The following is a 17282-nucleotide window of genomic DNA, read 5'->3' on the forward strand; positions in this document are numbered from 1 at the left end:
TTTTGTAAACCCAAATAAATATCTATCTCGCTTTCAGGAGTATTAATCGTCTTCAGCATGCGCTCTACACTCAGATATTTTTCCGGATAAAGTATTCATAGAATCCTCTGTCATCATACAAATGGAATGCTATGATTTCATCCCCTCCCGTGTCTATCACCACAAAGGGGACTATATCAATAGCATTATCCGCAGAAAAGTCTATTCCATAATGACGGGTAAGCAACTCTTTCAAGAACTTCGCGTCCAAAGTATCACCGGAGATATTGATATTAAGATATCCAGGAGTCGCTCCCTGCTTATATGCCCGAACTATCTCATAGTCTTTGACGCCATGACGCTTCAACATCCGTGTCATTATCTTCTCGTCTTCCCAATATTGGATAATCATACGACCTTTGGAAAACGGGACGTCCATTAATCGCTTCATCGTAAAAGCGACTTTTTGTGGTCTTGACAGATAATCCATGATGCAGCCGTGATATGCTATACCCCGTCTCCATTTTCTTTTGAAGACCTTTTTCAAAAAGACATCATCTTGAATCGTTATTTCCATATCTCAGCATTTATTGACTAATATCATTGTTGATAGAACATGTATCGCTAATCATCTTTCAAACTATATGGTTGATTATCGAGGGCAAATATAGCACAAAAACATGAGATTAAAGAATAAAAGTTATATCACAGTCGAGAAAATATACAAATTCCATTCTTGTTTGTTTTCTTTTCTTATCCATCGGCCCTCTGTCTGTTCTAAGTATTTTACATACTTATCGATGACTAAATCGTTAGCTTTGTAAGATGGACGTAATGGCTCGAATATTCTTATCTCTTGCACCTGCAACATGTTATTGAATAAAATAAAGAAAATAACTCTTCCACCATAATCTTCATTAGAAATATCCAAAGACGAAAAGAGTTCTTTTATGAGTCCTTCTCTTCCTTTATCAAAACATACCATATTCGGTACGATGCGAATCTCTTCGCCTGCTTTATTTACATATACTACCAAGCTATCAGATAGATATTTGGCAATAATACCACCGTCCTCTATTATGGATCCTTCCCCTATGGAATCCATTTCCTCCTCATTGTAAAATATGGTTCGCCTTTCTGTCCATACTTTGTCTACAAGAATGGAATCATTGGCTTTAGCACCCGTCTTGTTCTTTGAGACATTCGATTTAATTGAAATCTTGATAGGCACCCAGTCTGCATAATGCTTTGGGGGGACGTCCCATCTTATTTCATGATAAAGAATCTCTTCTAATAACGATGTGATCTGAACAGGGATAACCTTATCCTTCCCATTTCTGTTTTTTGTAAATTGTACGTTTGTCGTTCTACCGTCTTCTCCTACATTGCAAAAAACAGTAAATTCCAAGTCTTCTTTGATCTCAATACCATCGTATAATCGACCAGATTGACTCGTCAAATACTGGTAGACCTTTTTAAGACTTGGAGTATAGTCCCACTTTTCTATTACTTCTTTTCTTAACTGCGTTTGATGACTATTAACTATACTATCTATGACAGCAATTAATGAGGGCGAAGTATAATAATATTCGGATTCGATTTTTGTTGTTATCTTACCTATACAGCATGACCACAAGACCTCACCCGAATGATAGAATATAATTTTGCATCTCATGTCCTCACCGCCTTTCAGGGATTTATCAAGACGGTTCAGTTCACTAACTATTTTTGATATTGCGCAAGAATTCTGTTCATCACATACCTGATAGTCTATACTTGTCTCAAAATTAGAGCATTCTATCCCGATATCCGTAACAGCATCCCATGGCGCCACCTTAATAACCATACTATCTATTATCTGTTGAGGCTTCACGGAGAAAACAGATAAAGAAGATAATAACATTAGATAAATAATCAAGACTCTCATAGCTACATTTCTCTCAAGAAAAATCATGGAATTATTCCCTGATCTCCTTCTATCTTGTAATATATTGTAATCCAATCAGACTCCATCCTTGTTTCGTCTGGTTTCCACCTTACTTTCCTCATAAAGAATCTATAGATCAATTGCTCTATGTCTTTTGTTTGACTATCTGATAGATTCGTATTGTATATACGGACTCTTTCGATCTTTGTCGTCTTTCCTTTTTTGTTTGATTTACAATATACGACAATGCGAGTATCACCATTCTTTCTGATAGATTCCGGAACATGCTTCGCATAATATGCTTCAAGTTCTGAAAACAAAGCCTCTCTTCCATGAATGTATTCATCCCCATATTTGTTGGGCAGAAATCTGTTTTGACGATTCACGATAACACCATTATGCATGATGTCATTAATCGTATTCATGAATTCTTGCGTACATAGATAGGATTGTCCTCCTGTCATAACATATTCGGAATTCAGACAGGCTTTCTTCACAACCATCCCTTTATGAAGGAATAGCAATTTGCATCCGACACAAAAAACCGTATCAGAGGTCTTTGGCAATTCTCTCATGCTCCCTAATAATCTGTCAATCTCAGATCTGTCAGAAACACAGTATTCTGTATAGGGCATTTCGTCTTCAAAGTTGTTGCAGGTTATGATATGTGGTTGCTTATAATCTTCCCATGAAAAGTAACGAATGTACAAAGAGTCTACTTCCTGTTTTGCTGGGCACTCAGTAAATAGCAAACAGAATAGCATTATTATTTTTAACTTCTTCATATAATCTCGTACTTTTATATTCCTGTTATTCAAACATTACCAACGGCAAATATAGGCAATTTGTTTGAGACTGCCAAATGTATGAGGTAATTTGTGGGGTGTCCCTTCGATGCTTCGACAGGCTCAGCAACCGCAAGGGAGCGCGGTTCTTCCTTCTTGGACAAGCCAAGCGAGCGATTCTCCCTTCGACAGGCTCAGGGACCGCGTGGGAGGGGGCTCAGGGACCGCGGAGGGGGCTCAGGGACCGCGTAGGGGTATTGCGGGTGCTGAGCATGTCGAAGCACAGGGACCGCGGGGGAAGGGGAGCAGGGAGCGCGGAAGGGGCGGGATTTGTCAGATGGGCATAAAAAAAGAGACCTGGGGTGTTGAACCTCGGGTCTCTGATGATTATTACTGTTCTGCGGGTTTGTCTGTTTCCATCGGCCAGTAAGGATTCTGGTAGAGCGGACTCTCAGACATGGTCTTGTGGTCGGAGGCCGTCAACAGGAACTGTCGCAGGGGCAGTGGATCCAGATAGTAGGCCATACGCCAGGTGAGACCATCGGCATAGCTGTTGTTCGTCATATTCACGATATGAGGACAGTGATACTCACTGATTGACTTCTGTGACACGTTAGAGCTGCTAGAGCCATCAGCCACGAGATCAGTGTACCACTGCTCCATCGGTGTTCCCCAGAGGTGGATACCCTCTGCATAGACAGGCTTCGTGATGAGCTGCTCATAAGAACGCCAGCGCTTCAGGTCCATATCACGGAGGCCCTCAGCGAGGAACTCACAACTACGCTCACGACGGATGTTATAGAGTGTGGCGTCTGTCAGCACCTTTCCTGCAGTGAAGGCTGCCCAGTCGAGGGTCTCCTTCGACATGTCAGTGGCGGCAATGGTGACCTGTGGGTCGACGGCGGCGCCAGTGAAGCCGGCAGTCTCGCGCACCTTCTTCCAGTACTCCAGAATCTTACCCGAGTTGATATTGCCAGTAAGCATATACTCAGCCTCGATATAGTTGAGCAGGGCCTCAGTGGCACGGAAGACAACACAAACGTTATAACTACCACCATTGGCTGTCAGCGAACGGTCATGAGTCATACCCTTACGGATGGCATAGCCCGTGATATAGCCGTCTTCGGCATTGGCATTGGTGATGCGCGGCGTGGGCTCAGTCTCTGTCCAGTGGGTACCAGCATTATCGCTCACGTTCTTGAAGCAGTTCACCTGTCCAGGAACTTTCAACATGACAGCGAGACGAGGATCACGGTTCTCCACCACCTTGGCAATCTCAGAGTCGTCGTAGGTGAAGCTGGAGTTGTAGATGGGCTTACCATCGGCCATCAGGTAGCGCTCCACGAGCGAACGGGTAACGCCTGTGCCGATATTTCCTTTCTCTACAGCTACCTCGATATCGTTGTTCAGACCAAGCGACTTACTGTACTCACGCCACAACAGGATCTCGCTCTTGCCAGCGCAGCTTGTGGTACCCCAGAGCTCCAGATAAGGATTGCTCTGACCCTCAGCCTGTGGCACGACACCATTGTTCTTCGTCAGCTTGTCCTTGTACTTGTCGGCCACCTGCTCGGCAGCGTCGGCAGCTGTCTTGAAGAAATACTGGGCCTCGTTCTCCAGCGAGCCAGCAGGGAAGCTATAGCCAGGGTTCTTGGCTGCTCCCGGCCAACCTGTGCCATTGGGCACGAACGGTGTACCAGCGAAGTTGGTGAGCCATGAGCCCATATAGAGTGCCACACGCGACTTGAACAGACGGGCGGCATCGACAGAGATACGCGTATGACGACCCTCGAAGTCTTCCTTCATATAGGTGATGGCCGTGTCGAGGTTGTTGACGATGAAACGAGCCACCTCGTTACAGGGCTCACGACGGCAGGCGGCCACGAGCACGGCCTCATCGTCGGGCAGAGCCTCTGTGAGGATGGGCAGGTCGCCATATGTCTTCAGCAGGTCGAAATAAGCGTATGCACGGAAGAAATAGATCTCACCGATATACTGACGGATGTTGGTCTCGTTGCCGCTGATGGCACCTTCGGCCATCTTCGTCTTCAACTGACCCAACTGGAAGTTGATGTTGCGGATGTTATCCCAAGACCAGCCCCCAGACTGACTGGTACGCCAGAGGTCCTTGGAGAACTTGGCGCTCGGTGTACGTGCTGCCTGCACGTCAGTATTGTTGTCGGTGGTGTAGGTACCATAGTCCCATCCGCCATGACCAGGCAGGATGTCCTGATAGAAACGGTTGGCTACGGCCTGTACCTGATCCTCGCTGGTGTAGAAGTTCTCTGGTGTCAGCGATGAAGGCGGCTCCTGCTCCAGATAGTCGTTACATGAAGTTACGCCTATGGTAAGAGCCAGCGCTATGAATGATATTTTATATAGTTTCATAATTGCGATTGATTTAGAATGTAACGTTAAGACCGAATGCGAATGTTCTCTGGAGGGGATAGCCGTTGTTCTGAGTCACGTCGTTTGACATCAGCTCAGGATCGAACTGGTGAGGCATCTTGGTGCAGGTGAAGAGGTTCTCAGCCGATGCGTAGACACGCAGAATGCTGATACCCCACTGCTGGGTGAGGTGCGTAGGAATGGTATAACCAATCTGCAGGTTCTTCATACGGATATACGAACCATCCATCAGGTAACGGGTCTGAGCCTGCTCGTTCTTGTCGCTGAACTGCACACGAGGCAGCCAGGCATCCTTGTTCTCCTTCTGATAACCGTTCTGTACAGACCAGGTGTTGGCATCGCGGTAGTAGTCGTGCACATCGGTGATACCAACGCTCCACCACTCCCAAGAGTTGGTGGTTCCGAAGAGATACTCCAGACCGCCGCCCCATGAGCCGCCGATCCACCAGTCGCGCTTCAGTACGCCCTGGAAGAAGGCACTGATATCGAAGCCCTTCCAAGCCGCGTTGAGGTTCAGACCTACGAGATAGCGCGGGGTTGAGTTACCGATGACCTTTAGGTCGCCGTGATCGTCAAGTGTCTCTGCACCACGAGTGATCTCATGGTCATTGTTCAGGTCGCGGTACATGATATCACCAGCCGCCCAGTTGCTACCCAGAGAGTTCTGTTTCGTCGTGGCCAGATGGTTGTTCATCTCCTCATCGCTCTTAGCGATGCCAATCGTCTCGAAGCCCCAGATCTCACCCATATAACGGCCCTCGATATAGCTGTTAAGAGCTTTCGTGGGGTTGTTGGGATAACGGGTGATCTTCGTACGGGCATCCGAGATGTTGAAGGTTGCACCATAAGAGAGACCGTTCTTCAGCACGTCGCGCCATGAGATCTGCAACTCCCAACCCGTTGTACGGAGGTCGGTATTGTTCGTCACAGGCACACCAGTACCGAGGATGGCTGGCAGCTCAGGAGCTTTTCCCACCATGTCGAGGGTGTTACGTACATAGACATCGAAGGTACCTGTCAGACGGTTGTTGAAGGCACCGAAGTCGAGACCGAGGTTATAGCTCTCCACCTTCTCCCAGGTGAGCAGGGCCGACACGAGTCCAGGAGCACTGGTGATATTGGGCTTAGCACCGTTCTGCAGCCAAGAACCAGCCACAGAGTTATAGGCGATGGTCTGATAGGTCTGATACCAGTTGTTGATGTTCTGGTTACCAAGCGAACCATAAGAGGCACGAAGCTTCAAGGTGTTCACCGTGGGAGCGAGGCTCTCCCAGAACTTCTCACGGGCGATGTTCCAACCCATCGACACAGACGGGAACAGCTTCCACATCTTATCCGTACGGAAACGTGAGGTTCCGTCGTAACGGAGGTTAGCCTCAAAGAGGTACTTCTCGTCGTAGTTGTAGTTCACACGTCCGAAGAAGCCGGCAGTCTGCCACTGGTTACGACCACCGTTCACACTTGGAACGATATTCTCACCAGAGTAGCTCAGGCCATTGGTCAGGTCAACCTCAGGCTTCGAGGGATCGAGGATACCATCGCGCTGCAGACCGAAGTCCAGACGCTTCAGCTGCTCTGTCTGGAAACCGCCCATCACGTGGAAGTTATGCTTCTCGGCCATCGTCCAACTATAGTCGGTATAGGCCTGGAAGTTGAGGTAGTTATCCTTACGCAGATCCTCATGTACGTTAGAGCTTTGGTTGTAGATGATAGCCTCGCCAGCCACGTTGTGGTTGTAGGTGCGCTGACTGTCCCAGTGGCGCACAGCATTATCTATCTTATAGTTGAAGTCGATATGCGTAACCCAGTTCTTGATGGGCTCGAGCACGAATCCCAGCTGATGGTTGATGATGTCGCGCTCTTTCGTATCGTTACCGCCCGTGGCCAGTCCCAGTGCAGGAGAAGGCGACGAGTAGAGGTAGCCGTTACGATCGTAGAGCGGCAGGATAGGCCATCCCTGACGAGCCATGTCGTTGTAGAGGTTGCGCGTCAGAGCCGCAGGACGATGATAGTTGGTACGTGTGAAGCGCATGCCGTAGTTCATGCGGATCCACTTGGCCAGTTCGATATTCATCTTGGCCGTACCATTGTAACGCTTGAGACCATCGCTGCCCATATTCATGAAACCACCCTGATCGAGATAGCCAATAGATGCATAGTAGTTGATCTTCTCACCACCGCCAGTCACACTGGCATTGTGCTCCTGCGAGAAGGCTGTGCCCTTATAGACCACGTCGTACCAATCGACATCATCGATACCATAGCCATAGCCGTCGTCCCATGTCACACCGTTCTGTGAGCCGATAGCATACAACAGCTGACCGTCGGCCGTCTTACGGACACCAGGTCCTGCTGGTGTGGCGTTGTGATAGGCCTGGATGGCTGCCATACGCTCAGCGTCGAAGAACACCGACTGACCTTGGTTGGTCTTGGCATCATTCAGCCAAGAGGCATAATCGACGGAGTTCATCATGTGCTTGCCACGAATCAGATCGCTGAAGCGGAAGCTATTGTTGTAGTTCACCTTGATCTTGCCAGCCTTGGTACCGTTCTTGGTGGTGATGAGAATCACACCGAACGGGGCACGGCTACCATAGATGCTCGATGAGGCAGCATCCTTCAGCACGGAGATATTCTCGATATCCTGAGGGTTGATAGTGCTCAGGTCGCCCTCCATACCGTCGATCAGGATCAGCGGCGAACCACTGGAGCCCTCACCGATGGTGGCAGTACCACGCACGTTGATGTCGGGATTGGCATCGAGGGTACCACTGGTTGCAGAGATCTGCAGACCAGGAACGACACCCTGCAGGGCCTGGGCGGCAGTCGCCACAGGACGCTGAGCCAGCTCTTCGCCGTTGACAACGGCGACAGCACCTGTCAGGTTCACCTTCTTCTGTGTTCCGAAGCCCACAACCACGACTTCATCCAGAGCCTTCGAATCCTCGAGCAGAATCACCTTCACGTTCGATCCAGACACCTTCACGGCCTGGGTCTTGTAGCCGATGTAGCTCACTTCGAGCTCATCGCCACGCTGGGCGTTGATGGTGAAGCCACCATCAATGTCACTGATGGCACCTACCGACTGGCCCTTTACTTTAATAGTAGCACCAATGATGGGCTCTCCAGAGGGATCCACCACGATACCGTTCACCTGCGCTGTCTGCTGAACGGCCTGAACACCACCCCGTGCCAAGGCACTCTGGGTAGGCATGCCGACGAGCAGCAACGCTGCCAAAGCGGATGTTAGGCACACACGCTTTGCTGACATTTCATAAACGTCTTTCATCATAAGTTTTGTTGTTTTTGTTAATTAATTAGTGAAGATAGTAATCTATCTTTTTTGATTTGTTTTATCTGCAAAGTAGTTATTATTGCATCGCCATGATGGCGTCGCGGCACTGCTCCATCAGCCACCGAGGCGTGGAGGTCGCACCACATATGCCGACGGTCTGGATACCGTCGAGCCAGTCTTTCTGGATCTCGTTAGGATTCTCGATCAGACGACTGTTGGGGTTTACGCGCAGGCACTCGTTGAAGAGCACCTTACCGTTAGAGCTCTTGCGCCCGCAGACGAAGAGGATGAGATCGTGCTTGGTGGCAAACTGCGAGATGTTCGGCATACGGTTGGCCACGTTACGGCAGATGGTGTCGAAACTCTTGAAGACGGCTCCAGGGGCGATATGCGACTGGATATAGTCGATGATGCGGTGGAACTCGTCGAGCGACTTCGTGGTCTGCGAATAGAGGAAGATATCATGACTGAAGTCGAGCTTCTTCACCTCGTCGAAGTTCTCGATGACGATGGCCGTCGACTGCGTCTGTCCTACGAGACCGAGCACCTCGGCATGACCTTTCTTGCCGAAGATGACGATAGAGCCTTCCCCTCTTGGGAGGTCGCGAAGGGTGTTATACTGCGTCTTAATCCGTTTCTGGAGCTGGAGCACCACAGGACAGGTGGCATCGATAATCTCGATGTTGTTCTTGCGGGCCAGCTCATAGGTCTCTGGGGGCTCACCATGGGCCCGCAGCAGCACCTTCACGTCGTGGAGCTGGCGCAGGTCGTCGTGGTTGATGGTGATCAGACCCATCTGCCGAAGGCGCTCACACTCCATGCCGTTGTGAACGATATCGCCAAGACAGTAGAGGGTCTTTCCCTGTGCCAGTTCTTCCTCGGCTTTCTTGATGGCGGTGGTCACTCCGAAGCAGAAACCACTGCCTTCATCTATTTCTATCTGAATCATACTACTTATCATTTAAACACAGAGGCGCTACTCATTCCTTTAGTCCGTTGAAATACTGATCCAGCAAGTCCTGCGCGGCCACGAAAGAGGTCTTCTGTCCTGCGAGGACACTCTGCTCGGCAAGAGCCAGTCGGGCTTTGATGGCAGGGTTGTTGTAGAAGTTCAGGCGCAGATGCTCGTTGATGCTCTCGTACATCCAGTATTTCGACTGTTCGTTACGACGATGATCGAAGTAGCCATTAGCCTTCACAAAGTCCACATACTCATAGATCATGTCCCATATCTCCTTCACGCCCGTACCATAGAAACCACTGTAGCAGAGCACCCTGGGTGTCCACCCGCTCTCGGGCATAGGGAAGAAATGAAGGGCATTACGGAAGTTCGTGGCAGCCATCTGACAACGGTCCACATTATCGCCGTCGCACTTGTTGATGACAATGCCGTCGCTGATCTCCATGATACCACGCTTGATGCCTTGCAGCTCGTCGCCTGTCCCTGCCACCTGGATGAGCAGGAAGAAATCGACCATCGAGTGACAGGCCGTCTCGCTCTGTCCCACACCCACGGTCTCGACGAAAATCTTATCGAAGCCCGCAGCCTCACAGAGGATAATGGTCTCGCGGGTCTTACGGGCCACACCACCCAACGAACCAGCCGACGGACTAGGACGGATGAACGATGAGGGGTGCTGGGCCAGTTTCTCCATGCGGGTCTTATCGCCAAGGATAGAACCCTTGGTACGCTCACTGGAGGGGTCGATGGCCAGGACGGCCAGCTTGCCGCCCTTCTCCTTCAGCACATGGATGCCAAACTCATCGATCGAGGTTGACTTTCCTGCACCTGGCACACCACTGATGCCCACCCGTATGCTGTTGCCGCTATAGGGCAGACACTTGTTGATGACCTCCTGAGCCCGTGCCTGATGGTCGGGGTTCACGCTCTCGATGAGGGTCACCGCCTGTGAGAGGATCGTGACATCGCCCTTCAGGATGCCCTCTACCATCTCGGCCGCCGAGAGCTCCCGGCGACGGAAGCGGTTGCGCTTCAGGTAGGGGTTGATGACAGGCTGCTGACTGACGCCACTGTTCACCTGCAGTCCTGCATATTCTGAGCTATTCTCTGGATGTTCCATCTTTATGAATATGAATATTCACGACGACCTTCGAGTGGTCGGGATCGTTGGTAATCATCAGGATACGGGGACGGGTACGCACCTTACTGAGCTCATCGGCATAGCCCGTGATCTTCAGGGTGGTCGTCTGTCCTGGTGCCAACTCCCGCTTGCCCAGTGTCACCTTCAGTCCTGCGGTGAACATCTGCAACGAGGAGATGGTGAGGATCGACTGTCCTGTATTCAGGAGCAGGACATCGGCCGTCTTACGTGCCTTTCCCTCGAAAGAGGTGAAGTCGACATCGGTGGCCGACATCTGTAGCTGAGGTGCCTGTGCCTTACTGGTGGCATCGTAGCTCTTCAGGTCTGGCAACAGGATGGCCGACACAGGAATCTCCTTGTCGCTGCCCACCTTCTCACCGAGACGCTTAGCCAGATAGACCGTCGTCTGAGTCAGTCCGTAGTCGCGCAGCTTGTCGGAGTGCAGGGTCACGGCGATGGTACCGCCTCGTCCAGGCAACAGCGTCTCTGGGGTGGCGATGGCCGAGAGATACGGGGGCAGGTGCATGATATTCGGCGTCATCGGCTTGGTACCGTTATTATACACATGGATCTCCTGCATGGGCGAGTCGCCCTTGTTCACGTCGTCGTACTCCAGCTCGTTCTTGTCGAGCAACAGCTCCCCCATCGACAGGGGATAGTTGCCGGCATAGTCCTGCACCTCTGTGAGCACCACACCCTTCATCGTCAGGTACACGGGCTTCTTGGTGGCATTGCTCTTCACGGCAGCCATCTTATGGAAATGCCCCAGTTGACGAGCATCATAAGTCATCTTGATCTCAAACTTATCACCAGCCCCCACTTCCTTGGGATACTCCACACGGGTACAACCACAGTCGGCCTTCACACTCTCGATCACGAGCTTGCGCAATCCCTTATTCCGCAGTTCGAAGGTGGCGGTGACAGGCTGTTCGTAACCTGTTCGTCCGCACTCTACCGTCGTGTTAGTCACTACCAGTCGTTGGGCATATAAAGGGGTACAGGCAAAAAGGTATAAGGGTAATACGATTCCCCATTTAGTCTTTACCTTCACCTTGCAAAATACATTTCTCATATAATATATAATATCCTTATTCTCTTTTTTACTATTCTACTTTGATTGTTGCCGACGACGTGATGCCACGGAACTCTGGGGCATAGGCGCACTCGACGACACAAGTGCCCGTCTCGTAGGTTCCTGCACGATCAACATAATACTCCGTCTCGATGACGTGCGTGCCCTTCGACAGCAGGTCATAATAATAGTTGGTGGTATTGTCGCGCGGCGTCACATAGCCACCATTATGGTAGCCACTCAACTGATGGACGGGCTCCAGACAAGCCGCCCGTTTGTCGATCACCTGTACGAAGTCGTAGTCACGGTCGGCCGTGATGGTGAGGCGTATCTTCACACGATCGCCCACAGCAAACACACGGCTAGTGGGCTTGTTGTCTTGGCATGATACTGGGAGGATCTCACGTTTGATGGTGAGACCGCTGGCAGCGTCGACGATGTTCTTCGTTGCCTGAGTGAACTGCACATAGACCGTCCCCCACGACGTTCCCTCCGAGGTCTTGACGATCGAGAGCTGCCTGCTCTCCGCAGGCACACGGGTCTTCACATAGCCGATGGCGGCCGTAGCCTTGGGCAGCTCCAGCACCTTCCCATCCACCTTGACGGTGGCTTTCTCGGCATCGAGCCTCAGGGGTTTGGAATCCTGTCCCTGTTCTCCCAGGAAAGCATAGACAGCATCCACACTGTTGAGAGGGGTGTCCCATGCCTGGGTGCGCTTCGACTGGAGCAGCCAGCGCTGCATCTCCTCGATGGTCTGACGATCATCGGGCGTGAGCCGCTGCAGGGCCTCGATGGCCATCGTCTGAGTAGGAATGCGATAGTCGAACCATGAATAGCCGGCCCGTGGTGTGTCGTAGTATCGACCCATCTCCTCACGATAGACAGTATATTCCTTCAACGACTGCGCATATTCTGTCGCACGACGAGGATCGCTCTTCGACAGGATCACGGCCGTCATCGCCTTCTCGTAGATCGGCTGACTTGTGATATCTTTCTTCAGGAGCTTCAGCAGATAACTGTTGGCACTCTGCACATCGGCAGGCAACTGGCGCCCGTCGAGCGTACAGAGGTAGAGCCACTGGAGGGCCTTGAGACTGGGGAAGGACACCTCGTTGCCTTTCTTTTCCCACTTCTTGAGCTCTGCCACCTCCTTGACAATCTCACGCCCCATGAACACGAAAGCGGTGTTCAGCATCTCCTTTGTCTCCGTCTGTGTGCCCGTCATGGCATTCAGACGTACCAGCATTTCACTGACAGAGACGGTCATATAGAACGAGCCCGGCATGTCTGGCCACCACGACCAACTGCCATCCGAGCGCTGTAACTGTCTCATCTTGTTGAGGGCCTTATCCAGACGGTTCTGCATCACGTTCTCATCGAAGAAATCGACCAGACGTTGCTTCTGTTCCGTCTCACGATCGGCATCCATCACCCAAGGGGTTTCGTTGAGCACGATGGTCTTCAGCTCCTGGTTCTTCTCGAGCTGAGACACGAGCGAGCCACGTTGACTGAGCTTATCGAAGTCCTGTGCCCTATCGACAGACGCAGGCGCTGTGAGTTCCTGGCGCCAGAGGTCGAAGGCCGTCTTGGCCTGCGGATTCTGTGCAAGGATATATTGTCCCAGACTGTTGGCATAGTAGGAAGCAGCCTGAGAGATCGCATTCTCCTCGACAGGCTTGCCGAGCACAGGCAGAGCCTGGATCATCAGCCATGTCGGATTATTGGTATATTCGAAGGTCACCTTACCCTGCGCAGCATCAGCCGGCATCAGGGCGGCGATATCAATGGTCTTCGTACCCGTCTGATGCTGGGTGACAGGCATCGTCACCGTGACGCGCTCTGTAGCAGGCAGTATGGGCAGGTAGTGCTGCTCGCCATCGCTGAAGTCCTCTCCACTCACGGTGGTCTCACAGATCAGGAGAGCACTGCCGGCCCCTGACCTTTGATCACAGAGCTTTGAGCTCTGGACATGGAAGGTGACAGGCACGGTGGCACCAGCCTCAACATCCACCTCCTGTGCCAGTCCGATGATCACGGCCTCTGTCTCAGGATGACGGAGACGGAGACGAGCCACTCCCTTCAGCCTCTTCTCGCTCGTGTTGATCACACGTGCTGTGATGGTGACCTCGTCGCCCTCACGGACAAAGCGTGGCACGTTCGGCTGTATCATCACATCCTTCTTCGCGACAGTCGATGCCTCGATACGGCCGTAGCGCAGATCACGGGTGTGGGCCAGTCCGAGGAAGTGCCAGGTGGTCAGACTCTCGGGCAGGGTGAACTTCAGGGCTATACGCCCCTCCCCATCCGTCACAAGCTGCGGATAGAAGAAAGCCGTCTCGTTGAGGTTCTCACGCATCTGAACGGCCTCTGCCATCTCGCCACCGTCTGTGGCATCAGCCGCCAAGACCTCATGCGCCCCCTCATCATTTCCCATAACGTCGAAAGTCTCCTTTGCCCTGTACATGACACCTTTCGTGATGTTACCGCGTGCAGCTCTGACCCCATAGCCTACGACTGCCACCTCATTGAGAACAGGCACGTCCTCGTCAAACGAATCCATGGCCAGATCATAGTCTTCCATATAGTTGGTCGCCCTTGTCTTGAGTCTGATGCCACGATATCCAAGCATCTGAGCACTGCCAAGATGGAGCCGACTGTCAAACCGACTCAGCAACAGGTTGTCCCAGTCATAGTAGTCCACCTTCTGAGAGGTGCTCGCCGCCATCGGGAGATGGTGATCGGCCGCCCAGGAGGTATTCGGCAGGGAGAGCCAAGGGGTGGGATCGAAATTCCACGGAAGCTTTGCCAACTGATCCAGGCTCTGGTCATAGAGCGTAGCCATGAGCTGTGCATCGACAGGACGGCCTTCGGCATCCTTCACCATGAGCATCCACTCCTCCTGCTGACCAGGCGTGAGACGATCGCGGAAGGTGGTCCACTGCAGCTGAAGCTTCTTCTCGAGCAAGGGCCGTTTGATCTTTGTCTGATGGGTATAGCAATGTCCCTCCTTCACCCAGGCGAAGGTGTACAACAAGCCGTCGCCATATTCCTCTTTATAGGTGGCCTTGATATTCAGCAACTGATGGCTCTTATCGACGAAGCCCTGCTCGATGATCTTTTCTCCAGCAAAGACACCATACACGATATGCACATCCTGGGCGGAAGAGCCCACCTGGATGGTGACGGGCGAGCCGTCGTCAGGGAACTGTGTGGCCGACTGCCAGAACCAGTCGTCTGTCTCAACAACTGGCACCTCGTCGTCGAGGGAGAACACCACGAACTCACGATGGATGGTATCGCCCTCGCAGATGGCGTCGAGCGTATGCTTCCCAGAGCGTCTGTCAAGAGTCGTGAGGGTAAGGGGAGAAAGGGTCTTCACAGTCTGCCAAGCACCGTCATCCATCCGATAGCGCACCTCGGCATCGATATCCTTGCCTGCGGCATTCAACAGATGGAAGGTGACGGCAGGCATCTCCTCATTCAGGATCTTCTCAGGCAGATCGACGGTCAGCGCCTTCTCACGGTTACCTAAAGGCAGCAACAGCTCCCCATGATGGGTCTCACCGCCCTGATCCGTCACATCAGCCACCACCACGAAGTGATAGAACATCGGATAGGAGGTCTCAGGAACCTCCAGAGGCACCTTCACCTCGAAGGTGCCGTCGCTCTCGGCCTCTGTCTCACCAGAGTCGATCTGCTCGTCGCCACGGTCATAACCCAGCGTCGCGGTTTCGTAATAACGACAGTATGAAGTCCACCAGAAGGCCGTGCGCCGCATGACACGGAACGCCACCTTAGCGCCCTGTACCGGCACACCGGCATAGCTCAGGGCCGTAGCCTTCACGGTGATGGTGTCACCAGCCCGATAGGCTTCCTGATAGTCGTCGAAGTCGACATGGAAGGTAGGCCGCTTGTATTCCTCCACCTGGATCATCTGACGGTTGTTTCCCACCTGTATGTGGAAACGCCCCGTCAGCGCCGACGACGGCAGGAAGAAGTCGACAGCCGCCAGACCGTAGTTGTCTGTCACGACCTCCTTCTTCTCCAGTTCCTGATCATTGGCATCGCGCAGGATCATCGTCAGCGACTTTCCCGGACAGACACTCTGTTCGCAGTCCTTGGTCGTGCGATAGACCAAGGCAGACACATGGACCGTCTGACCAGGACGATAGATGGCCCGATCCGTGAAGATAGAGATCTGGTCGACCTCCGACGCACGGTCGTAGAAGTTGTAACAACTGTATCTTGAGAACTCAGGACAGGCCCTGTCCGTATCAGTATAGGCAAACACATCACGATAACGACACGGGGTCTTGCTCTTGAGGATATACTCACCGTTGACATCCGTCTCCGCATCGAAGACCTCCTCATCGGTGGTACCAGTCTCTTCCTTGAAACGCAGATAGGCGTCCTTCAGAGGCTGACCTGTCGTGGCATTGACCACCACATAGCGCGCCCCCTCATCTTCCGGCAGGGCCTCAACCATCGTATAGACATCCGTCACATGATACAGCCGGCGGATGGGTTGTGTGGCAGGCTTCGTCTTGAACTCCACCATATATACCCCCGCAGGCAGTCCTTCGAGCGTCAGGGAGTCCTCAAAGAGCTGATAGGGCTGTTTTTCCGTATACTCACGTGTCTGCTTGCAGGCTACACCCGACAACAGAGGTACGATCTCCTGATAGTCCTCTTCATAACGGGGGTCTTTCTTAAAATCGCCATCAGCCTTCGTACGGTAGACCGTCATCGTGAGCGACGAGACATTCCGTATCTTCTTCAACGACACCTTCTGTGCGCGTTGTGGCAGCCACACCTCATGCTCGATATCGACATGATAGCTTGGACGCGTCAGTCGCACCATCGCGTTGCGCAGGATGTTCATCCGCTTCCAATCACCCCAACGGCTCAGTGCCTTCTGGAGATAGTCGGCCTTTGCTGCGACATCTGCATCAGAGTCGCCCAAGGTCTTCGACAGATGGTTATACTTAACGATGGCCAGTTCACCAGCCTCCTGCAGATCGCCATAGCGCTCGATGAGGGAGTCGATCTGCTCCAACGGTGCCTCTCTGTATGCCTCGGCAGCCGTGACACACGCCGCACGACGATTGCCTGCCTTCGTATAGAAATCGTGTAGTATCTGATACTCTCCGAGCTCATAGCCCACCACACTGAGCATATCGTGCAGGAAGATCTTGGAATCGAAGCCGACGCTCACGAACGGCGTATAAGTATCATCCTTCACCCTGCTCAGCTTCTGGCAGAGCTCGTCCGTGAGCACCGGCTTCTCGACCTTCATCTCCAGACTCGGGTTCGAATCGGCGAGACGATAGAGTACCGTCTGCCACACCGTCTTGAGCACCTCGTCCTTCGCAGTCTCACAGCGCTGCTGCATCCGCTCCACGGCAGGCTTCAGCGAGTCGGGGGCGATCTCTGCCATCACCTGGGCTCCCAACAGCTCAGCCTTCATCAGCTGACCGTAGGCTTTCTCCTTCTCGGCCTTCGACATAATCTGCTGCAGAACAGCATACTCCGTCCGCGGCAGGTTCTTGTTCTCCGCCGTCGTCGCTTTCTTCCAGAGTTCCTTGTATGTCTGACCAAGTAATCCCATCGGCATTGTTGTCAGCACAATGATCAAAGCAAAGACACTTTTCCTCATCATGGTGTTACTGAATTATTCCTTTAATACATTTATGCAAAGGTAAAGGTTTTTTTT

The 17282-nt window shown here is 52.0% G+C and carries 9 protein-coding genes; all 9 read right to left on the reverse strand.

Annotation, left to right across the window (positions count from 1 at the left end; translation table 11 throughout):
- Window positions 1–70: 70 nt before the first annotated feature.
- The 9 genes from BLU99_RS07265 to BLU99_RS07310 all read right to left on the reverse strand — a co-directional run bounded on the left by BLU99_RS07265 (window position 71) and on the right by BLU99_RS07310 (window position 17228).
- A complete protein-coding gene (locus BLU99_RS07265; RefSeq protein ID WP_091900645.1) occupies window positions 71–556 on the reverse strand; it encodes a hypothetical protein in 486 nt (161 codons plus the stop codon).
- A 123-nt stretch (window positions 557–679) separates the two neighbouring features.
- Window positions 680–1906, reverse strand: coding sequence for a hypothetical protein (locus BLU99_RS07270; protein WP_144006111.1), 1227 nt, complete (start codon window positions 1904–1906; stop codon window positions 680–682).
- 23 nt (window positions 1907–1929) lie between these two features.
- Entirely contained in the window at window positions 1930–2691 is a 762-nt protein-coding gene (locus BLU99_RS07275; RefSeq protein WP_091900649.1) for a hypothetical protein, read from the reverse strand.
- 390 nt (window positions 2692–3081) lie between these two features.
- On the reverse strand, window positions 3082–5079 hold the full coding sequence (locus BLU99_RS07285; RefSeq protein WP_091900653.1) for a RagB/SusD family nutrient uptake outer membrane protein: 1998 nt from the start codon (window positions 5077–5079) through the stop codon (window positions 3082–3084).
- 13 nt (window positions 5080–5092) lie between these two features.
- Window positions 5093–8392: a SusC/RagA family TonB-linked outer membrane protein gene (locus BLU99_RS07290; protein WP_369807712.1), complete on the reverse strand. Its 3300-nt coding sequence runs from the start codon at window positions 8390–8392 to the stop codon at window positions 5093–5095.
- 79 nt (window positions 8393–8471) lie between these two features.
- A complete protein-coding gene (locus tag BLU99_RS07295; RefSeq protein ID WP_091900655.1) occupies window positions 8472–9344 on the reverse strand; it encodes a 4-hydroxy-3-methylbut-2-enyl diphosphate reductase in 873 nt (290 codons plus the stop codon).
- A 31-nt stretch (window positions 9345–9375) separates the two neighbouring features.
- A complete protein-coding gene (gene meaB, locus BLU99_RS07300; RefSeq protein ID WP_091900657.1) occupies window positions 9376–10476 on the reverse strand; it encodes a methylmalonyl Co-A mutase-associated GTPase MeaB in 1101 nt (366 codons plus the stop codon).
- A complete protein-coding gene (locus BLU99_RS07305) occupies window positions 10457–11569 on the reverse strand; it encodes a DUF1573 domain-containing protein (RefSeq protein WP_091900659.1) in 1113 nt (370 codons plus the stop codon). Before BLU99_RS07305 ends, meaB begins: the two co-directional genes overlap by 20 nt.
- A gap of 31 nt (window positions 11570–11600) precedes the next feature.
- On the reverse strand, window positions 11601–17228 hold the full coding sequence (locus tag BLU99_RS07310; protein ID WP_091900661.1) for an alpha-2-macroglobulin family protein: 5628 nt from the start codon (window positions 17226–17228) through the stop codon (window positions 11601–11603).
- Between the last annotated feature and the right edge of the window lie 54 nt (window positions 17229–17282).

The organism is Prevotella sp. lc2012 (assembly GCF_900107065.1).
Taxonomy (GTDB): Bacteria; Bacteroidota; Bacteroidia; order Bacteroidales; family Bacteroidaceae; genus Prevotella.